The sequence below is a fragment of the Psychrobacter sp. FDAARGOS_221 genome (assembly GCF_002313155.2).
In the GTDB taxonomy this organism is placed as follows: Bacteria; Pseudomonadota; Gammaproteobacteria; order Pseudomonadales; family Moraxellaceae; genus Psychrobacter.
This window is the reverse complement of record NZ_NWFK02000001.1, coordinates 206,986-226,872: the sequence shown is the minus strand read 5'-3', so window position 1 is coordinate 226,872 and position 19,887 is coordinate 206,986. Positions and strand designations below refer to the sequence as shown.

Annotated in this window: 18 protein-coding genes; 7 read left to right on the top strand and 11 right to left on the bottom strand. The window is 41.5% G+C overall.

The genetic code is table 11. The features are described 5' to 3' along the window. Window positions 1–25: 25 nt before the first annotated feature. Window positions 26–868 carry an amino acid ABC transporter substrate-binding protein gene (locus tag A6J60_RS01025; RefSeq protein WP_096064345.1) on the bottom strand — a complete coding sequence of 281 codons (843 nt, stop codon included), beginning with the start codon at window positions 866–868 and terminating at the stop codon, window positions 26–28. A 410-nt stretch (window positions 869–1,278) separates the two neighbouring features. Between A6J60_RS01025 and A6J60_RS01020 the strand changes: the two genes are divergently transcribed. Next, on the top strand, window positions 1,279–2,799 hold the full coding sequence (locus A6J60_RS01020; protein WP_096064344.1) for an L-serine ammonia-lyase: 1,521 nt from the start codon (window positions 1,279–1,281) through the stop codon (window positions 2,797–2,799). Between the two features lie 585 nt (window positions 2,800–3,384). Further along, window positions 3,385–3,906, top strand: a complete 522-nt coding sequence (locus A6J60_RS01010; protein ID WP_096064342.1) for a hypothetical protein — start codon at window positions 3,385–3,387, stop codon at window positions 3,904–3,906. Between the two features lie 231 nt (window positions 3,907–4,137). Here the strand turns inward: A6J60_RS01010 and A6J60_RS01005 are convergent, their stop codons facing one another. From A6J60_RS01005 to yghU, 4 genes are all read right to left on the bottom strand, one after another. Further along, window positions 4,138–4,506, bottom strand: a complete 369-nt coding sequence (locus A6J60_RS01005; protein ID WP_096064341.1) for a hypothetical protein — start codon at window positions 4,504–4,506, stop codon at window positions 4,138–4,140. Window positions 4,507–4,559: 53 nt separating this feature from the next. After that, the gene (locus A6J60_RS01000; protein WP_096064340.1) at window positions 4,560–5,219 is read right to left on the bottom strand and encodes a DsbA family protein; all 660 of its coding nucleotides are present in this window, start codon (window positions 5,217–5,219) and stop codon (window positions 4,560–4,562) included. A 206-nt stretch (window positions 5,220–5,425) separates the two neighbouring features. Further along, the gene (locus tag A6J60_RS00995) at window positions 5,426–6,955 is read right to left on the bottom strand and encodes a DEAD/DEAH box helicase (protein WP_096064339.1); all 1,530 of its coding nucleotides are present in this window, start codon (window positions 6,953–6,955) and stop codon (window positions 5,426–5,428) included. Between the two features lie 390 nt (window positions 6,956–7,345). Continuing rightward, window positions 7,346–8,188, bottom strand: coding sequence for a glutathione-dependent disulfide-bond oxidoreductase (gene yghU / locus A6J60_RS00990; RefSeq protein WP_096064338.1), 843 nt, complete (start codon window positions 8,186–8,188; stop codon window positions 7,346–7,348). Between the two features lie 441 nt (window positions 8,189–8,629). On the opposite strand from yghU, the gene A6J60_RS00985 reads away from it, so the two are divergent. The 5 genes from A6J60_RS00985 to A6J60_RS13605 all read left to right on the top strand — a co-directional run bounded on the left by A6J60_RS00985 (window position 8,630) and on the right by A6J60_RS13605 (window position 14,505). Beyond that, complete coding sequence (locus tag A6J60_RS00985; protein WP_096064337.1) at window positions 8,630–10,063, top strand: DHA2 family efflux MFS transporter permease subunit; 1,434 nt, start codon at window positions 8,630–8,632, stop codon at window positions 10,061–10,063. 122 nt (window positions 10,064–10,185) lie between these two features. After that, window positions 10,186–11,613 carry a DHA2 family efflux MFS transporter permease subunit gene (locus tag A6J60_RS00980; protein ID WP_096064336.1) on the top strand — a complete coding sequence of 476 codons (1,428 nt, stop codon included), beginning with the start codon at window positions 10,186–10,188 and terminating at the stop codon, window positions 11,611–11,613. 216 nt (window positions 11,614–11,829) lie between these two features. After that, window positions 11,830–13,176: an NADP-specific glutamate dehydrogenase gene (gene gdhA / locus A6J60_RS00975; RefSeq protein ID WP_096064335.1), complete on the top strand. Its 1,347-nt coding sequence runs from the start codon at window positions 11,830–11,832 to the stop codon at window positions 13,174–13,176. A gap of 175 nt (window positions 13,177–13,351) precedes the next feature. After that, on the top strand, window positions 13,352–14,254 hold the full coding sequence (locus A6J60_RS00970; protein WP_264755559.1) for an amidohydrolase: 903 nt from the start codon (window positions 13,352–13,354) through the stop codon (window positions 14,252–14,254). Further along, window positions 14,158–14,505, top strand: a complete 348-nt coding sequence (locus A6J60_RS13605) for a M20/M25/M40 family metallo-hydrolase (protein WP_264755558.1) — start codon at window positions 14,158–14,160, stop codon at window positions 14,503–14,505. The genes A6J60_RS00970 and A6J60_RS13605 overlap by 97 nt, the downstream gene beginning before the upstream one ends. A gap of 213 nt (window positions 14,506–14,718) precedes the next feature. On the opposite strand, the gene A6J60_RS00965 is transcribed toward A6J60_RS13605, so the two are convergent. The 6 genes from A6J60_RS00965 to A6J60_RS00940 all read right to left on the bottom strand — a co-directional run bounded on the left by A6J60_RS00965 (window position 14,719) and on the right by A6J60_RS00940 (window position 19,813). Then, window positions 14,719–15,441 carry a hypothetical protein gene (locus A6J60_RS00965; protein WP_096064334.1) on the bottom strand — a complete coding sequence of 241 codons (723 nt, stop codon included), beginning with the start codon at window positions 15,439–15,441 and terminating at the stop codon, window positions 14,719–14,721. A gap of 63 nt (window positions 15,442–15,504) precedes the next feature. Next, window positions 15,505–16,239, bottom strand: coding sequence for a hypothetical protein (locus A6J60_RS00960; RefSeq protein WP_096064333.1), 735 nt, complete (start codon window positions 16,237–16,239; stop codon window positions 15,505–15,507). Window positions 16,240–16,413: 174 nt separating this feature from the next. Next, the gene (arsH, locus tag A6J60_RS00955; protein WP_193777995.1) at window positions 16,414–17,166 is read right to left on the bottom strand and encodes an arsenical resistance protein ArsH; all 753 of its coding nucleotides are present in this window, start codon (window positions 17,164–17,166) and stop codon (window positions 16,414–16,416) included. Between the two features lie 81 nt (window positions 17,167–17,247). Next, window positions 17,248–17,754, bottom strand: a complete 507-nt coding sequence (locus tag A6J60_RS00950; protein ID WP_096064332.1) for an arsenate reductase ArsC — start codon at window positions 17,752–17,754, stop codon at window positions 17,248–17,250. A 147-nt stretch (window positions 17,755–17,901) separates the two neighbouring features. Beyond that, complete coding sequence (locus A6J60_RS00945) at window positions 17,902–18,387, bottom strand: hypothetical protein (protein ID WP_096064331.1); 486 nt, start codon at window positions 18,385–18,387, stop codon at window positions 17,902–17,904. 106 nt (window positions 18,388–18,493) lie between these two features. Continuing rightward, window positions 18,494–19,813 (bottom strand): arsenic transporter, encoded by a 1,320-nt coding sequence (locus tag A6J60_RS00940; protein ID WP_096064330.1) that lies wholly within the window; start codon window positions 19,811–19,813, stop codon window positions 18,494–18,496. Between the last annotated feature and the right edge of the window lie 74 nt (window positions 19,814–19,887).

Here is a 19,887-nt window from a genome sequence, read left to right as displayed (position 1 = left end):
CTAATCATATCTAATAAGGATGACATCATCGTTTGGTAATGTCCGCACCGAAGAACTGCTCACTTAGCTCAACTAAGGTACCATCTTCGTGTAGCTCATTCATGGCTTCATTAATCTTAGCCAGTACTTCATCATTACCTTTGATAAGTACCAAACCAGCGCCACGTTTTTCTTCAGAAGGTGCAACTAGCTTCACTTCTAAATCACTGTTTGGGAATTTATTTAAATAATCTAGGATAGCCAAATGGTCGTTTAGGGTTACATCTGCACGGCCTTGCTTAACCAGTTCAATCGCTTGAGCCATACCATCAACAGGCACCACTTCTGCTTCATATTTTTGAGCCATTTCACCGTAGTTACTGCTTAATGACTGTGCAGACTTAAGACCTTTTAATGATTCCCAAGAGTTATAACGACTGTCAGACTTTGGCGCAAGTACTGCAGCACCTGACCAGTTGTAAGGCTCAGCAACATCATACTTCGCTCTACGCTCAGGCGTCGTTAATGACACTTGGTTAGCAACCATATCAAAACGCCCTGCATCTAGGCCGGCAAGCATGGCATCCCACTGTGTTTCTTTAAATTCAACAGTAACGCCTAACTTATCGGCCACAGCACGTGTCACTTCGACATCATAGCCAGTTAACTTATCTTGCTCATCGTGATAGGTATAAGGAGGGTATGTGCCTTCCGTACCTACATTGATGGTGCCGCCGTTATTGATACGGGTTAGTAGGTCAGACTCAGATGCCGCACTGTCTGTGCTACTTGCAGATTCTGAACCCTCTGAAGGTGATTGATTACAAGCAGCTAACAGGATAGCTGTAGCAGCGATGGTCGTAACATTTCTGAACGCATGAAAGGCCATGAGTTTTCCTCTAAGTTAGATATGATTTAAAAAAAGGGTCTTATTATAAAAATAAACAACAGTTCATCAATAACTAATGCTCATTGATGGGATTGCGGCTGTTTGTTTCAAGTAAAATCGTCATTCCAAAAAAGCATTAGCTTATTCCAGTTTGGTATTGAAAGGCTATGACAATACGAATCGTTAGTTTTTATGCTTGTACACAAACTTTGATGTATGTATTTTAATGCACATAATCTCTAATTGATTTGCGAATAGATGTGTTTTACCCGCTAAAATGCAGTAATCAAAAAATTAAAAACAAGTGTTACTTAAAATCCTTATTATTATGACAAACATTTAGTTATAATTGGTCACTATATTTGTATAGATAAATTCATAATAAAAATAAAGTAAGGTATATAACGACAATGATCAGCTTATTCGACATGTTTAAAATCGGAATTGGTCCATCAAGCTCACATACAATGGGGCCTATGGTTGCCGCTGGTATGTTCTTGGATGAAGTAACTAAACAATATGCCCTTGAAGAAATTACACGCATCCAAGTAGGCCTGTTTGGCTCTTTGGCATCAACCGGTAAAGGCCACGCAACAGATACGGCTTGTATTTTAGGTTTGCTCGGATTTAAAGCGGACAAAATTGACACAACCAAAGTTTCAGAGTATTTATCCCCTGTTCTAGACAACAAGATTTTAGATCTGAATCACAGTTATCCGATACGTTTTGACTACGATACCGATATCGTCTGGCATCCTCAAAACAACCTACCCCATCACCCCAATGGACTAAGCTTTACCGCCTTTACGCAAGACGGTGAAAAAATCAGCCGTATATACTACTCAATCGGTGGCGGCTTTGTTGCTACTGAAGATGAATACGCGAAAACCGCTGATAATTCAGCATCAGAATCATCTGCTGACAGCGTGGGTAAAAAATTAGAATCAGACACTTCAGCAGACAGTGTTGCTATTACTAGCGATAGCCGTGTTCCCTACCCATTTAGAACCGGTCGCCAGTTATTAGAGCAATGTGAAGCAAATAACTTAAGCATCAGCGAAGTGATGATGGCCAATGAACTAGCGATTCGCGATGAAGCAACCATCAATCAGCACTTAGATGCGGTGTGGAATGTCATGCAAGAGTGTGTACGCAATGGCTGTAACGGTGAAGGCATCCTGCCAGGTGGATTAAAGGTACGACGCCGTGCTAAAAAGCTACATCAAGAGCTACTTGAAGAACAAAAAGACATTCGCAATGATTCAGATAAACTGATGGCGATGGACTGGGTTGATTTATATGCGCTAGCGGTTAATGAAGAAAATGCCAATGGCGGTCGTGTGGTAACAGCCCCTACCAATGGTGCCGCTGGTATTATCCCTGCAGTGATGCATTATTATCGTGATTTTATACCAGGTTATAGCCAGGAGGGTGCTCGTAAGTTCTTATTAGCAGCAGCCGCTATCGGTACGATTATCAAAGAAAACGCTTCTATCTCGGGTGCTGAAGTGGGTTGTCAGGGTGAGGTCGGCTCTGCATGCGCTATGGCTGCATCAGGTCTTGCAGAAATATTAGGATTAACACCTGAGCAGTCGACCAATGCTGCTGAAATTGGCATTGAGCATAACTTAGGTTTAACCTGTGACCCAATCGGCGGGCTAGTGCAAGTGCCTTGTATTGAGCGTAACGCTATGGCAGCGGTCAAAGCCATTAACGCAGCACGACTTGCTGCGCGCGGTGATGGCGAACATCATGTGTCACTAGATAAAGCAATCGCGACCATGAAAGCCACAGGCGAAGACATGATGGACAAGTACAAAGAGACCGCTATGGGCGGACTTGCTGTGCATGCTTACAATCCTCAAGATGGTAACGTTGATGGCTCACGTATTGAGATGGTTGAGGTCGGCGTCGGTTATCCGCAGTGTTAAACCATAAGTAGCCGCCTTTCGTTTCATCTCATCTCGAGTCATCTATTTTATGCTATTAAGATTGGGGTTGGTTCTATTAGCGTTGCTGTTATTTATAACCAGCTTCACTATTGATTCTGGTGGCGGATTAGCTATTTCATCTTATATAGTAGAAGGTGATTTGTATCAAATATCACATCTGCAAGGCACTGGTGGCTCTGATTCTATTTTTATAATCATTAGCAGCTTTATGTTATTGATTACATTTTGTGTTACCGCTCTTATCAAGTCTTCATGGGAGGGTGTTCAGTACACCCTTTTTCTTTGTTGGCTCATATTATCATCACTGCTACTAGGCTTGATGGAAACCGCGCCCTTCCTCAATATCAGTTACTCAACTGTTTTTATTGCTAAAAATTGTCACTATATTCTTTGGTTTGGTCTGTACCTACTGCTATATGGCTTAGTCGTGATTAAACTAATTTTTATAGTTATTGATAGGCAATCTAAGTGGACTGCTTAGATGGTTTAATGATATTCACTTAGACGCAGTTACATCATTGATCAACTGCTGTTATAAACCCAGTTAAAGTATTGAGGTGAAAAATGTTGGTAATTGATGATGAGAAAAAGTTTGGTATCATGTGGGAAGTGCTTTGTAAAGGTGATTCGGACAGTTATCAATTTTACTATGGCACTATGATGTTTATCATCGGTGATGAGGTTTTACCTAAAAAGTTAACCTATAACTATACGCTAGATGTTATTTTCTCCCACCTGAAAAAGTCATTTCTTAAGCCATACTACCCTGCCGGAAAAACGTCTGATGAATTAGGGTCAATTCCAGTAGATATCAAAAAACTAAGTTATGGCGAGATTCCTAATGTTTGTGATATTGAAACAGCAGAAATTGGTATGGCTTATACGGGATTTGATGGATATGGCGGGGTGCAACTAAGTTTAGCTTATAGTGGAGAGTCTGAGAGATTATTCTATAGTGAGGATAATGGAAATACTTTCCGAGAATTAGTTTTACAAAAAGGAACCGTTGAAAGCGTTATTAATCAATTACCAAATCGGACACAGTTAGAGGCTCAACTCCAACACCAAAGCAGTTTTAATAAGTAAGAAAGACCAGTTCATAAGAGCTGGTCTTTTTTTATCTTAAATTTTCTTAAGCAAGCTGTCTATTCACCATTAATATCACAACTAGTAGCATTACTCTCAAGGTCACTATCTAAAGACTCTTGATAAATCTGTCTTAGCGCATTTTAAAAATCTGCTTGCGACAGGATACTAAGAGTCGCATATTTATCATCAGTTATTAAATACTGCAAATCAAGTTCACCCTCTTAGTCCCTAGAACTCATTTAACTTTACACTAAAAGCAGTATGCCCATTAGCAATATCCTCTTTTATCAAGTTAAAAGCAATTTGATTGTTTCTTTTCGCATCTTCAAATGATTCAACTTTACCAATGTCAGCATAACTGTTAACCCAACCATCACGAGGCTCATAGCACTTTTTCCCATTTATTTCATGTAGGATGCCTGCTTCATAGTGTTTAATATAAAAATTGAATTCTGCTGCTATATTGCAAACTTCAATTGCAGCAGGTGCAGTCAAATAGTGAGGTCTGGTTTCTAGAAGTCTATTTTGAATATAAGCATTACCACTGTCAAACCATGAGGGCTGTTTGTTACTTTTGTTTTTGAATAGAGGTATCATAGCTTTCCATAATGAATAATTATTGTGAAATTAGTGTATGTATTAATTACCAATTAACTATCTAACGATTCTTGATAAATCTGTCTTAATGCATTCTCAAAATCAGCTTGTGCCATCGCGCCTGGAATCGCATATTTATCATTAATTACAAAATAAGGTACACCGCGCACCCCTAATTGCATTGCCTGTTGCTGGTCAACAGCTACCTCTTCTTTATACTCATCACTATCAAGCAGTGCATTCACATCAACGTTTAAACCAATATCACTGGCAATTGAGGCTAATACCTGACGATTGGCCAACTCTTTCTTATCGATAAAATAAGCTTTATATACCGCCTTTTTAAAGCTGTCGGCAAATTCAGGTTGGTTTTGTTGCACGTATTTAGTCAGTCTGTGTGCATCCATGGTATTGGTAAACAAGGTATCGGTGTAATCGAAGTCTAACCCCTCCTCTCTTGCAGTCTGAGAAATATTTGCAATCTGCTGGCGAGCTTGCTCAGCGCTGATACCATACTTTTGTGCCAAGCGTTCAAGGGTTGAACCAGTAGCCGTTAGTGGTGCATTAGGATCTAATTGAAATGCTTTGAGCTCTATATCTACATTGTCAGTGAGTTCATTTTGCGACTGTAACTGAGCGATGGCTTTATCCAGTCTTACTTCACCAATGTAGCAATACGGGCATGCATAGTCCGACCAATAAGTAATTTTCATAATAAAATCCTGTGTTAAAGATGCTGCAATAAGTTAATCGTTATATTCAATGTAATGTATTAAGCTCTAAGTCTTAACGTCTTATATAAGGGTAATGAGCTGCCATTTAAACAGCAGCTGCAATGAATAACGTTTGGGCATAAAAAAAGACCAACTCGTTAAAGTTGGTCTTTTTTATAACCGGTTAATCAGTGTTAACCAATTAACTAGCCATTGTTGCTGCGACGGGCTGGACGGCCTTCGCCTGAACGAGAAGCTGCACTGCGGCGTTGTCCACCTGGCTTACCAGCACCAGCGCTTGAGCCAGCAGGTTTACCAAAGCGACGGCCGGTAGGCTTGCCACTTGGGCGACCGGCACCATTGCCACGTCTTTCACCACCAGCGTTATCAGCTGATTTGCCACGATAGCCTCCGCCACCATTGCCACCACGACGGTTGCCTGCACCTGGACCGCCGCCACGACGATTACCGCCACGTCCACGACCAGCACCACTACCGACTTTCATGTCTTTGGTGTTTTTCTTAGGCTCCATGCCTTCGATTTCTTCAACTGACATGGTACGTTTTAAATAACGGTTGATGGCTTCAAGTTGTGGACGGTCATCGATGCTACAGATATTAATAGCGATACCAGTACGGCCGGCACGACCACTACGACCGATGCGATGCACGTAATCTTCTGTTTGACGTGGTAAGTCATAGTTGAATACGTGAGTAATACCGCTCACATCAATACCGCGAGCAGCAACGTCAGTTGCAACTAGGATAGTGATTTTGCCAGATTTCACATCATTAATGATACGACTACGCTTGGCTTGTGGTAAGTCACCATGTAAGAAGCTGGCTTTATGGCCTTGCTCTTTTAGGCTCTTAGCCAATGTCTCACAGCTACGCTTTGTAGCAGCAAAGATAATCGCTTGATTCACATCTTTTTGAGTTAATAGCGTATCTAGCAGACGGTTTTTATGATTAAAGTCATCTGCATAGTAAACAGTTTCGTCAATGTGCTTGGTTTCAGCTTTGATATCGATACGTTCTGGGTTGTTGGTGAAGCTGGCAGCAATCTTGCCGACAGGACCATCCCACGTTGCAGAACACATAATGGTTTGACGAGTTTTTGGCGCCGCTTTCATTACTTTTTCGATGTCTTCAGCAAAGCCCATGTCAAGCATGCGATCGGCTTCATCAAGAATTAGAATGTCTAATTCTGACAAGTCGATACGACCTGAATTCATATGATCGATGAAACGACCTGGGGTTGCAATGATAACTTGAACACCTTTATTTAGTGCACGAATCTGACCGCCGTAAGGCGCGCCGCCGACTAAAGGTACGCTAAAGATATTGCGAGTTTTTGAGCTATACTGACGTACGCTATCGCTTACTTGGTTTGCAAGTTCACGGGTTGGCGTTAGAATCACGGTGTGCACAACTTTATTGGTTGCTTTATCACGGATGATTTTGTCAAGCATTGGTAATACGAAAGCAGCTGTTTTACCACTACCAGTTTGGGCAGACAGTAATAAGTCACGACCGGCCATAGCAGGTGGGATAGCTTGCGCTTGAATTGGGGTAGGCATGGTATAGCCACTAGCGGTAAGCGCGTCGATTAACTCTGGCGCTAACTCTAGGTCTACAAAGCTTAAATCGTCATCAGATTGGATAACGCCTTGTGCGTTTTCAGCATCAGCTGTATCGGTAAGGGCGTTGTTAAGAAGGTTGTCTAAATTTGACATAAATGTGTGTCCATTTTTTACCGTCACGAAAAGGTTGCCATTGCTGATGGCGGGAGTGATCGGTTTAGGTTTTAGGCACAACACAGATAAGCGTCCATTAATTAGTACATCCAATGTACAAGTTAACGACGTATTTTGGTGGTTGTTACCGTGAGTATATTAGCTAAGCATGACAATAGGTCATTCATAAGGCTAATAACAAAATCATCGGCAACAATTTTAATAGGTGTCTTCTCCAGACGACAATTGCGGGCGATGTTATCAATCAGCAAGGCGCTAGTATAACACAACATTTTTAAATAGGTGGATTATTTTAAAATATGTTTAAAAACATCCACCTACCCTTAATCTAACGCTATTTATCTCTTCAATTATAGCTCTGAATAACCATTAACTAAGCGGTGTTAACTCTAGTTCAACCGCACGTTGTACTGCAGGACGCTTCGCAATTTGCTTGGCCCAGCGTTGTAGGTTGCTATACTGATCAACTTGTAAGAACTCCCCTGCTCGCTCATACGACTGATCCAAAGCCAAGCGGCCGTACCATGGCCAAATCAACATATCGACAATACTATAGTTGTCATTACCATCGCCAAGCATATATTCATTGTCGGCTAAATGTTGGTCTAAAACATCCAATTGACGCTTGGTTTCCATAGTGAATCTATCAATTGGATATTGCATTGGATATGGGGCATAGTTAAAGAAGTGACCAAAGCCGCCACCTACATAAGGGGCGCTCGCCATTTGCCACATACTCCAGCTTAAATAATCTGCATATTTTTGGCTGTCCTTTGAATTGTCGCTAGGCTTAGGTATGAATTTATCAAACTTTTGCGCCAGATAGGTCAAAATGGCGCCTGACTCAAATAACTTCACTGGATTTTGCTTATCACTATAATCAACCAATGCTGGAATCTTTGAGTTAGGGTTAATATCAACAAAGTCAGAGCCGAATTGATCGCCTTCCATGATGTCTATTTTATAAGCATCATAAGCGGCCTGCTCAATGCCTAATTCCGCCAACTCTTCTAACAGTATATTCACCTTGATGCCATTTGGCGTGTTTAGCGAATATAACTGTAGTGGCTTATCACCGACAGGCAAGGTTTGCTGTTGGCGGGCACCTGCAGTTGGTCTGTTGGTGTTGGCGAACTTACCGCCATTACCTTCTACTGGCTGCCAAACTTTTGGTGGGGTGTAACTGTTATTGTTATTGATATCGTTACTCATAATCTGTCTGTTCCTTTTAGTATTAATAAAATAAGAGTAATAAGGTATTAGCTTACTTATAAACCTTATGCATCATTACTATACATGACATGTTAAAGGATGATGATATAAAACTCAGTATCGTTATCTTAGTCATTGTTTTAATCAACCATTTAATACCCTATTTATTCTAACCCTACTCTTAAGCATCAGTCTCTTAAACATCAAAGCTAGCTACCAAACTCACCATTAAACCTACACTTTTACTAAAAAAGTGCTTTGGTCTGCGTGTTAAGATATTCTCATTATTATGACTACATATTGAATATAAACTAAACGCACACTACTTAACATCTCATGCTTAATACAACTCCTGCTTAATGCAATAGGTATGTGTATGGTTTTGTATTCAATATAACGATTTCATCACTTAACCTACTGATACTTGTTGGGGATACAACCATGTCAAATACTAAAACCCCTGCCGCAGAAGATGAAGCGGCTGAACAAGATGCGCCAAAAGTAAAACTTAGTGCCAAACAATTAAAATATCTACCTACTGTCCTCGCGATTGCACTATTTATGCAAATCCTAGACGCCAGCATCCTAAACACTGCTTTACCAGAGATGGCCAAAGCCTTAGACGCCTCACCACTAAAAATGCAATGGGCCATTATCAGTTACGCTCTAACTTTGGCTATCTTTATACCAGTCAGTGGGTACCTAGCGGATAAGTATGGCACCAAAAAAGTGTTCTTATTTGCCATTGTTATCTTCTGTCTGGGCTCCCTACTATGTGCATTGGCACCAAACTTAACTTATTTGGTTGGATTTCGTCTGATTCAGGGTGTTGGCGGCGCAATGATGACCCCTGTGGCACGCTTAGTGTTAGTCAAGTCTTATCCACGTAGCCAGTTATTAACCGTCATGAACTACGCATTAATCCCTGCACTGGTCGCCCCTTTGGTAGGTCCTTTGATCGGTGGCTACTTAGTGCAGTACGCCAGTTGGCATTGGATCTTTTTAATTAACGTGCCTATGGGCGTATTGGGTCTGATATTGACCGTTAACCTCATTCCTGATTTAAAAGAAGATGCTGGCAAGCTTGATTGGCGAGGCTTTATATTATTTGCAGTCGCTGCAGCAATGTTAACACTAGCGGTTGAAATGCTATCAAAGTCTGGACAAGGCACAACAGGTCTTGGTTTGATAGTATTCTCACTGATACTACTGGCTGGTTATATTTACCACGCACGCCGCTGTGATCATGCCATTTTCCCTATTTCATTATTTTCAGTACGCACCTTTAAGGTGGGTATCATTGGCAACTTGTTTACCCGTATTGGTATTAGCGCCATTCCCTATTTGTTACCATTAATCCTACAAGTTGAGTTTAAATATACCCCCTCACAAGCTGGCTGGCTATTAACGCCTATTGCGGTGGGTGCAATAGGCATCAAACCTTTGGTCAGTCCTATCATTCGTAAGTTTAGTTACCAAAAAGTGTTATTGGTAAATACCTTTTTTGTAGGGCTACTTATTATCGTATTAGCGCAGTTTGACGCCAGTATGTCATGGGTTTGGCTTGTCCCTTTATTAGTGGTTATGGGCGCTTGTAACTCATTGCAGTTTAGTGCGTTAAATACCATTACTGTAGCTGACCTTAAAGGCTCATTGACCAGTAGCGGTAATAGCTTGATGGCAGTTAATCAACAATTGGCCATTAGCTTTGGTATTGCAATCGGCGCCAGTATCCTGGCTATCTTTACCGATCGATTACATTTTGATACGGTCACCTCGTTTCATGCGACCTATTATGTATTAGGCATCTTTACCATACTATCCGGGCTTCATTTCCTACATTTGAACACCGAAGATGGCCGCGGTGTCTATTAAATCAGCTTGAAATAGATGATTAGGGCATTCATGTTAGAATGCCCGTTTTATTCACTTATCATTGCCAATTATCAAGTATTCCACGGCGAACGTATCCCTGCTTAAGATATGAGAAATAAGTAATGACTAAAACACCTACCTCCTCAGATAATAGCTCAAGCACAGCTGAATCAAACATCAAGCTGACAGAAACGCAGCTAAAGTTTTTGCCCTATGTGATGGCTGTTGCGTTATTTATGCAAATTTTGGATGGCACCATTCTCAATACCGCGTTGCCGCAAATGGCAATCGCCTTGGGCGAGTCTCCTCTTAAGATGCAATGGGCGGTTATTAGTTACGCCTTAACTTTGGCTATCTTTATTCCGGTCAGTGGGTTCTTAGCCGATAAATACGGCACACGCAAGGTGTTTTTATCCTCTATTGTGGTGTTTACTTTAGGCTCATTATTTTGTGCCATGTCGTCTGACTTGAATATGCTTGTTATATCACGCGTATTCCAAGGTGTTGGCGGTGCGATGATGACCCCTGTGGCGCGCTTGATTTTATTTAAGTCCTATCCTCGCAATAAGCTATTAACGGTAATGAATTACGCGGTTATCCCAGCACTAATTGCGCCTTTAATTGGACCGTTATTGGGCGGATACTTGGTGCAGTATGTCAGCTGGCACTGGATTTTCTTAATGAATATTCCTATGGGTATCATTGGTTTTTTAGTGGCGTTAAAGTATGTGCCTGAGCTAAAAGAACTGGTTGCCCGATTTGATTGGTTAGGCTTTGGGTTGTTTGCGTTCGCTGCAGCGTTATTAACCTTAGCGGTAGAGATGGTATCACGCCCTAATGACACCCTGCTAGGCAGCGTTTTAATTGCAGTGGGTATTGGCTTATTACTAGCTTATGTCGGACACGCCAAACGCTCTAAAGCACCGTTATTTCCATTGTCTTTATTCTCGGTACGTACCTTCCGAGTCGGCATCAGTGGTAACTTATTTACGCGACTGGGTATCAGTGCCGTACCCTACTTGCTGCCTATTTTATTACAGGTAGCCTTTGAATATACCCCATCGCAGGCAGGCTGGTTGTTAATGCCCATTGCTGCAGGCTCGATGACTATTAAGCCATGGGTGAGTAAGATTATTCGTACCTTCTCTTATCGTAAAGTTCTGGTTGCCAACACCACTATTTTAGGCTTACTAATCATCAGTATTGGTTATTTTGATGCCAGTATGCCCTGGTACTGGATAGCACCGATATTGTTTGTGATGGGCTGTTGTAATTCGCTACAATTTAGCGCGATGAACACCATTACCATTGGTGATTTAAAGGGCACTCAGACCAGTAGTGGTAATAGCTTAATGGCGGTTAACCAACAATTAGCAATGAGCTTTGGCATTGCTTTTGGTGCTGCTGTATTGGCTATTTTTAGTGATCGTCTGCATTTTGAAACCACGGCTGCATTTAGCAGTACATTTTGGGTTATGGGTATCGTAACCATCACCTCTGGCTTGTATTTCCTAAGATTGAATTCAGATGATGGCCAGGGAATGTACTAAGCGTTATTACTGTTTGCTTTATTTTTATTAGCTACAGCCTAATGATTTAAACGCCTGAGCCAATTAAAAATGGTTTGTAAATGGTCCTGAACAAATAGATTTTAGTAATATAATGAGCATCTAACATAAAAAAATGTTGAATTTATTACTGATTTGCGGTAATTTTTTCACTCGCGGTAACATAAATCCAACTTGATTTGAAAAAGGACAGGGCCTATGAGTATGCAAAACGTCATCGATATCATTGAAGAACGCTATCCACATCAACCTGAGTTTATTCAAGCGGTGAAAGAAGTCGCAAGTACCATCCAGGTTGTTTATGATCGTGATCCAAACTTTGCAAAATATAAAGTATTTGAACGTCTTACTGAACCAGATCGCATCATTAGCTTTCGAATCAATTGGGAAGATGATGAAGGCAATATCCAAATCAACCGCGGCTGGCGAGTCCAATTCAGCAATGCGATAGGTCCTTACAAAGGCGGCATTCGCTTCCATCCAACTGTCAACGAATCTATTCTTAAGTTCCTAGGCTTCGAACAAATCTTCAAAAATGCATTAACTGGTTTACCGATGGGCGGTGCAAAAGGCGGCTCTGACTTTAATCCAGAGGGCAAATCTGACAACGAAATCCGTCGCTTCTGTTACGCTTTCATCCGCGAGCTATACCACTATATTGGCCAAGATATGGACGTCCCTGCTGGTGACATCGGTGTCAGCGGCCGCGAAGTTAGCTACATGTTCGCCATGTACAAAAACCTAAGCCATGAATATACAGGTGTATTAACCGGTAAAGGCGTTGGTTTTGGTGGTAGCTTATGCCGTTCTGAAGCAACCGGCTATGGCGCGGTCTACTTCTTACAGAACATGCTCAATGCACGCAATGACAAAATGGAAGGTAAAACCGTTCTAGTATCAGGTGCGGGTAACGTTGCGGTACATGCTGCAGAAAAAGCATTGGCTTTAGGGGCAAAAGTCATTACTTTATCTGACTCTAAAGGTACCTTATATGATGAGCTTGGCTTTACTCAAGAAAAAATCGATTGGGTAAAACGTCAAAAAGCGGCACGTCGCCCACTATTTGAATACCATCGTGAATTTGGTGGCTTATGGTTACCTGGTAAAAAACCTTGGGAGTTTGATGGTGATATCGCAATCCCATGTGCCACTCAAAACGAAGTGACTGAAGCCGATGCTAGAAACATGTTTGAGCATGGTATCCGCTACATCGTAGAAGGCGCTAATATGCCTCTAGATGCTGAAGCCATTGACTTTGTACGTGAGAAAAAGATGCACTATGCACCAGGTAAAGCTGCTAATGCTGGTGGTGTTGCGGTATCTGGCTTAGAGATGTCTCAAAACTCAGTACGTCAGTATCGTAGCTTTGAAGATGTTGATCAACAACTGCAAGTTATCATGAAAAACATCCATGATGATGCAGCAGCAGCGGCAGAAGAATATGGCTTTAACTGTGATGAATGCATCGATTATATGTCAGGTGCCAACATTGCTGGCTATAACCGCGTTGCCAATGCGTTGATTGCTTACGGTATTTTGAACTAATTCGTTTAAAATCAGCACAAACAAAAGGTAAGTTTATGAATAATAGACTTACCTTTTTTATTGCCTAATATTTTTACCAATGTAAATCACATTATTTGATTTTAGCTGGCAGGCTGCTTAAAGTAAGCCATTGTTTATTACTTATTGATCATATCGTATTTAACGGAGACTATCAGTGTCTATCAGCTCGCAGTTATTAAACGAAACCAAACAATGGCGAAAACAGATACACAGTGAGCCAGAGTTGGGATTTAAAGAATTCAAAACCTCATCCTTTATAGTCGATAAATTAACCGCCTTTGGCATTGAAGTACATCAAGGTTTAGGTGTTACCGGCGTTGTAGGTACATTAAAAAATGGTGAGGGGCCAACCATAGGCATTAGAGCCGATATTGATGCGTTACCGATTGCAGAGCAAACCGATGTTGAATATAAGTCAACACATGACAACTGTATGCATGCGTGTGGGCACGATGGACATACCTCTATCTTATTAGGCACGGCAAAATATCTTAGTGAAAATAAAAACTTTAATGGCACTATTCATTTTATTTTTCAGCCAGCTGAAGAAGTATTAGGTGGTGCCAAAGCAATGATAGAAGATGGCTTGTTTGATAAATTTCCAATGGATGCTGTCTATGGCTTGCACAACTGGCCAGGGTTACCCGTAGGTCAAGTTGCTGTTAATGATGGCCCTATGATGGCATCTTTTGATACCTTTGAAATTACCTTAACTGGTAAAGGCACGCATGCTGCTATGCCACACCAAGGCGCAGATCCTATTGCAGCAGGTGCCGCGCTGATAACCAATATCCAGTCAATTATCTCGCGCCGAATATCTCCTCTGCAATCTGGTGTAATCAGTGTCACTCAGATGAACAGCGGCGATACAACTAATGTTATTCCAGATCATGCGGTATTAAAAGGTACGGTACGCAGCTTTGATATAGATGTCCGTCAGTCTATGCAAGATATGCTCAGATGGTTACTACTCTACCACCTTTATATGGTGTCACAGGAGAGATTGACTATCACATTCATTATCCAGTTACTACCAACAACAGTGAGGCTTATTTAGATATTAAAAACGCAGCAACTGCTGTCGTCGGCGCGGACAATGTGAAAACAGGCGTAGAGCCTTCTATGGCATCAGAAGACTTTTCATTTATGAGCCAGCAGGTAAAAGGCGCTTATTTTTGGTTAGGCGTTGATGGCAACGAACCATCGAAGCCACTTCATAACCCAGCTTATGACTTCAATGACGATGCGATAGAAATAGGCATTAAAGTTTGGGTATCCTTGGTTGAGTCAGTGTTAGGCACAGCTTAACCTATTGATAATACTCATACCTGTCATGATTGTATATTGATAAGAATCGAAAATTTATTGGTTCGGCGGTTAACGCCCAGATTATGCTTTAATAGTGATAAGTATTAATTGAAAAGCTGATCAGTAAACAAAGCTAAATAAAAGTATTTAATATAAAAAAAGCCACTTGATAGTGGCTTTTTTATTGTCTCAGCGTTTAACAAACCTATAAGCTTATAGTCCATCAAACGCCTTACCAATAATCAACAGCTGTAGCGGTATGGTGAGCGTATCAACCACGACAGAAACAGGTATAACCCCTATTTCAGCTGAAGTCTTGGCACGTTTTGCTTTTAGATAGTTTATTTGCGCAGGTAATCCCTGTTGCAGATAAAAGTTTGCACTAGTAGATTGGGTTGCTGCATTAGTATTTGGTTGAACAGGACGGTACATACCGCCTTCTAATGGCAGCGTACACTGGTGAATAGCCGATACATTATTTAATGTGTCATTAGAGGGCGTTGTTGCAGTATGACAAAGTTTATCGATAAGCTGTTTTTGTGGTGCATTCAGGCTTTGACCGGCTACGTTATAGCTGAAATTTAAGCTTATAGTGACCGTATTATCAGGATAAGCTTGAATTTGAACCGGGTGTTGTATGTTTAAGCTCTCAGGATTGAGCTGGGTTAATTGTTCTAACAAAACATCGCCGGTAGAGATTAAGTAACTGTGCTGATCGGCTAACAGCACCATGCCCTTTTGGCGCGCACCTTGATGAGTGGGATAACCAATTTGACGAATCACATCCGATTCACTATGCGAGACTTTTGGAGAAACCGCTTTTTGAGTAGCCGTACGCATTGAATCTAAAGCAGACACACAGCCCGAAAGCTGCAAAGCCGCACATACCAGCGCTGTGGTAAGCATTGTTTTAGTTTTAGAGGTTTTGATGCTCATTAATCAGCCGTTTCTCGCTATAGTGGTCAATGATTTATTGATAAAAGCTTATTAAGCCTTCAGTTAATCAGTTGGCTCTTGTAACACGGCCATGGTTGTACCCAATCCTATCATTTGAAAAGGCAGCGTCACCACATCAACCACAGCCGTCATTGGTAGAGCCAATAAGCTATCGCGTCTTTTATATTGCTCAGTGCCCACTTGGCGAATCACAATAGGTTGACCTTGTTTTAAATTAACGCTTGCCGACAACTTCTCGGGGGCTTGATACATAGTGCCATCGATATATATCTGGCAGTGAAAATAAGCTTGATTGGAGTGCTTTGTAAGGTTAGCACCCTGCGCACTACCCTGCTTATCATCCGCCTCTTTGCGCTGACAAAACTGATCTAAAACTTGAACCTCTTGCTGGCTATAGTTATCACTGGGCTTTTGATAATTAAACTGCAAAAAACTACGCACCGCATGATTTAGCGCTCGATTAACATAAATTGGATTCTCAAATTGTAAGTAATTGGCATCCAATTTAGCGGTCATTTTAAGCTGTTCAGAGCCTTTATGTAACACGTAAGCATATGTATCACCCAATAACACTAGGCTGTCAGCTTTTGACTGCGCTTGAGACGCTTTCAAAACACCCATTTGACGGATGATATCACTATCGACTGTGGTATAAGTGTCTTTATATCGAGTCTTATTGGCTTGGCCTAAGGTTGCAACCGACAAACAACCACTCATTAAGATAGTAGTTGATATTGCGGTCGCAGCGGCTGCAGATTTGGTGATAGTAAGGGTCATAGCAATAAAAATCCGTTAATATTGGCATAAATTTTGCCTAAGATTTCTTTTAGATATTCAATATATTTATAATTAATCATTATTCTGATTAGATAGCAGAGTATTGCTTTTAACTGCTTAGGCTATTTATTATACCTATATATTGATATTAATTATAATCGGATGCGGTCTACTCTACATCGCTCTTTGATTGACCCGTTTCATCAACTCCTCAGCACTCTCAACCCGCTCTGAATATCTATCGACCAAATACTCTGCATTATCACGGGTTAGCAAGGTAAAGCGAACCAGCTCTTCGAGCACATCAACGACACGTAGATAAAACCCAGATGGCTTCATACGTTTTACAGTATTGCCTTGGTCATCTACCCAATCTTCGAATTCTAAGAAGGCTTTAGGCACTGAAGACTGATTAGGAATGGTTAGCATACGCATCCAACGCCCTAAAATACGTAATTGATTAACTGTATTGAACGATTGTGAACCGCCATTCACTTGCATCACTGCCAGCGTCTTACCCTGCGTAGGACGCACTGCCCCAACCGATAAAGGTATCCAGTCTATCTGCGACTTCATAATACCGGTCATTGCGCCATGGCGCTCAGGTGAGCACCAGACCATCCCCTCACACCACTGCACCAGATCGCGCAACTCAGCAACTTTTGGATGGCTCACATCTTCACTATCTGGCAAAGGCAGCCCTGTTGGATTAAAGATTTTTACTTCAGCACCCATAGCAGTCAAGATGCGCGCACACTCCTCTACCAATAATCGGCTATAAGACACTTCACGCAATGACCCGTATAACAACACAAACTTGGGGGCATGCGTCGAATGTGGCGCTTTAAAGTCCTCGATAGACGGTACTTTAAACTGTAGTTGTTCGATGTTTGGTAGGTCGGATAGATCAATATTGTTGGTTGTCATAAGATATCTTCGTATTTACTAATAATTTGAAAAGTTGATAAAAGACTAAAGTGGATAAACTTATTTGCTTAGGCTATTTTATTAATTATTACTTACTAAATCTTTCAATGCCTGCCGGCGATTTGGCTCATCCATTTCTGCTATTTGCAATAACTGCTCAACCCGCTGCTCAATAATAGCTATACAGTGTTCAAAGTTTTGCTGTGTTTGAACCTCATCTTGTGTATCTTTGGAAGGGTCTTTTAGTCCCCAGTGCAGCTTGGTTAAGTTAGGTAACTGTCCTAACCACACAGGACAACTCTCTCCAGCCGCATTATCACAGACCGTAATTAAAAGATCAGGTTCAAAACCGGCTAGGTACTCCTTATCTTCCCATGAATTGCTGGTGAGCCCTTCTACGCTGTATCCTGCCTGCTGTAGATACTTCAGGGTTAAAGGGTGTACCTGCCCTGCCGGCGCACTGCCTGCACTTTTTGCAATCAAACGCTGTTGGTTATTACGAATGCCGTTCTGATTGGTTATCGCCTCGGATAAAGCACTGCGACAGCGATTATGGGTGCAAATATAAAGTATTTTTAAAGGGGTCATGAGGATTCTTATTATTTGAATTGTAGTTAGTTTTAATTGCTTAGGCTATTTTGTTAATTACTCTGATATTATTGAATGCTGTTATATGGCTATACGTGAATATCTGACTGTATTATGATATACACCAATACGTTTTAATGCAGGCAACTAGCGACACGCTCTAAGCAAATAGCGCTTTAACGAGGTCAGTGACTCGCCTTCTTGTTGCTGGGTAAAGACATCATCAATCGCACAGCCAAGCTCGCTACAGACCATTTTGTAATTGACCACACCCAAGTCGCCGACGGTTACTTTGACCATATGCTCGCCCTCTAAGTCAAACTCAAGGGGCACACTATAGTCTGCATCCTGTGACAGCCACATGGTGTCCATACCTTCATTACACAATTGACCGGTTTCGTTAAAAGAGTCATTAAACATCTCAAACGCTTGCATTAAGCTATCGCTGGCATAGTTAGCATATACCTCTGCCCCGCCGACCTCTGATGTTTTTGCTATCTCATACATCTCTTTGATAGTTTCTAATTTCTCGGCTTCATATTCTGCACTAGCGACAGTGGCAGAAAATACAGCAGTCATTGCAACAGGCAAGCTGATTAATAGATTGCGAGTATATTGTTTGATTCGAGTCATTGTTGAAGATCCTTTTTTACGAATAACAGATGGCTTGTTAGGTAAATACAGCAATAAATAAAGTTACTAATTTATATGGTTACTAATCTGTTAAGCGACTTACCTATTAACTTACAATAGGTAGCCACAGCGCCAAAGCGGTTAGCGTGGCTAATAATACCGGCACAGTCAATATCACACCCACTTTGAAATAATAGCCCCAACTGATAACTACGTCTTTTGTCGCCAACACATGTAGCCATAACAAAGTGGCCAATGAGCCAATAGGCGTAATTTTTGGACCAAGATCAGAGCCGATCACATTGGCATATACCATGGCTTGTTGAATCAACTCTGCCTGCTGACTGCCTGTCTGAGTAAGCCCTGCTTGGTCGATGTCAGCAATGGCCAATGATTGTATCAACACAGTCGGCATATTATTCATAACAGAGGACAAGCCAGCGGACATAAAGCCTGTACCTATCGTCGCAGCCCAAATACCTTGCTCTGCTAAATAGGTTAAGCCTTGGGTCAAATACAAGGTTAAACCCTCATTTTTAAGCCCATAAACCACTAAGTACATGCCCAAAGAAAACACCACCACTTGCCAAGGCGCATCCTTAATCACTTGATTAACAGACAGCTTTTTATTGATCAATGCGGTCAATAACAACACTGCCGCACCAACCCCTGCAATAGCACTAATAGGAATACCCATCGGCTCTAATATAAAGAATCCGGCCAGTAATGCAGCCAATACTAGCCAGCCCATATAAAAGGTCATCGTATCTTTAATGGCGGTATGGGGAGTAGGTAAGCTTTTCACATCATAATTATTGGGAATATCACGGCGATAAAACACATACAGTACCACCAGTGAGCTAATAACAGACACTAGGTTCACCGGTAACATAACTTGGGCATAACGATCAAAGGAGATGTTAAAAAAATCAGCCGATACAATGTTAACTAAGTTGGACACCACCAACGGCAAACTGGCTGTATCTGCAATAAAACCTGCCGCCATAATAAAGGCCAAAGTGGTCGCTGCAGACACCCGCATCTTTAATAGCATCGCAATGACAATCGGCGTTAGAATCAGTGCAGCACCATCATTTGCAAACAAGGCGGCAACAACGGCTCCCAACAACACAATTAGAACAAATAGCAGCTTAGCGTTGCCACCGCCTAAGCGAGCCACATGCAGTGCAATCCATTCAAAGAACCCGGCCTGATCTAACAATAAGCTGATAATGATAATGGCAATAAAGGCAAAGGTTGCGTTCCATACAATATCCCATACAACAGGAATATCACTCAGCTGAATCACGCCAGCCAATAACGCTAACATGGCACCAAATGTGGCGCTGACACCTATACCCAGATTACGTGGCTGCCAAATGACTAAAACAAGGGTGATAATAAAAATCAAAGCAGCAATTAGCATAGCATTACCAATGGATTGTTAACGTTAATAAGTGAGTCAATAAAGTCAATCATAATCCCATCAAAAACAGCCTT

What these genes read in the sequence shown, in the direction of transcription:
- A6J60_RS01025 (WP_096064345.1), bottom strand. Translation starts at nt 868, where the DNA reads ATGGCCTTTCATGCGTTCAGAAATGTTACGACCATCGCTGCTACAGCT.
- A6J60_RS01020 (WP_096064344.1), top strand. Translation starts at nt 1,279, where the DNA reads ATGATCAGCTTATTCGACATGTTTAAAATCGGAATTGGTCCATCAAGC.
- A6J60_RS01010 (WP_096064342.1), top strand. Translation starts at nt 3,385, where the DNA reads ATGTTGGTAATTGATGATGAGAAAAAGTTTGGTATCATGTGGGAAGTG.
- A6J60_RS01005 (WP_096064341.1), bottom strand. Translation starts at nt 4,506, where the DNA reads ATGATACCTCTATTCAAAAACAAAAGTAACAAACAGCCCTCATGGTTT.
- A6J60_RS01000 (WP_096064340.1), bottom strand. Translation starts at nt 5,219, where the DNA reads ATGAAAATTACTTATTGGTCGGACTATGCATGCCCGTATTGCTACATT.
- A6J60_RS00995 (WP_096064339.1), bottom strand. Translation starts at nt 6,955, where the DNA reads ATGTCAAATTTAGACAACCTTCTTAACAACGCCCTTACCGATACAGCT.
- yghU (WP_096064338.1), bottom strand. Translation starts at nt 8,188, where the DNA reads ATGAGTAACGATATCAATAACAATAACAGTTACACCCCACCAAAAGTT.
- A6J60_RS00985 (WP_096064337.1), top strand. Translation starts at nt 8,630, where the DNA reads ATGTCAAATACTAAAACCCCTGCCGCAGAAGATGAAGCGGCTGAACAA.
- A6J60_RS00980 (WP_096064336.1), top strand. Translation starts at nt 10,186, where the DNA reads ATGACTAAAACACCTACCTCCTCAGATAATAGCTCAAGCACAGCTGAA.
- gdhA (WP_096064335.1), top strand. Translation starts at nt 11,830, where the DNA reads ATGAGTATGCAAAACGTCATCGATATCATTGAAGAACGCTATCCACAT.
- A6J60_RS13605 (WP_264755558.1), top strand. Translation starts at nt 14,158, where the DNA reads ATGGTTACTACTCTACCACCTTTATATGGTGTCACAGGAGAGATTGAC.
- A6J60_RS00965 (WP_096064334.1), bottom strand. Translation starts at nt 15,441, where the DNA reads ATGAGCATCAAAACCTCTAAAACTAAAACAATGCTTACCACAGCGCTG.
- A6J60_RS00960 (WP_096064333.1), bottom strand. Translation starts at nt 16,239, where the DNA reads ATGACCCTTACTATCACCAAATCTGCAGCCGCTGCGACCGCAATATCA.
- arsH (WP_193777995.1), bottom strand. Translation starts at nt 17,166, where the DNA reads ATGACAACCAACAATATTGATCTATCCGACCTACCAAACATCGAACAA.
- A6J60_RS00950 (WP_096064332.1), bottom strand. Translation starts at nt 17,754, where the DNA reads ATGACCCCTTTAAAAATACTTTATATTTGCACCCATAATCGCTGTCGC.
- A6J60_RS00945 (WP_096064331.1), bottom strand. Translation starts at nt 18,387, where the DNA reads ATGACTCGAATCAAACAATATACTCGCAATCTATTAATCAGCTTGCCT.
- A6J60_RS00940 (WP_096064330.1), bottom strand. Translation starts at nt 19,813, where the DNA reads ATGCTAATTGCTGCTTTGATTTTTATTATCACCCTTGTTTTAGTCATT.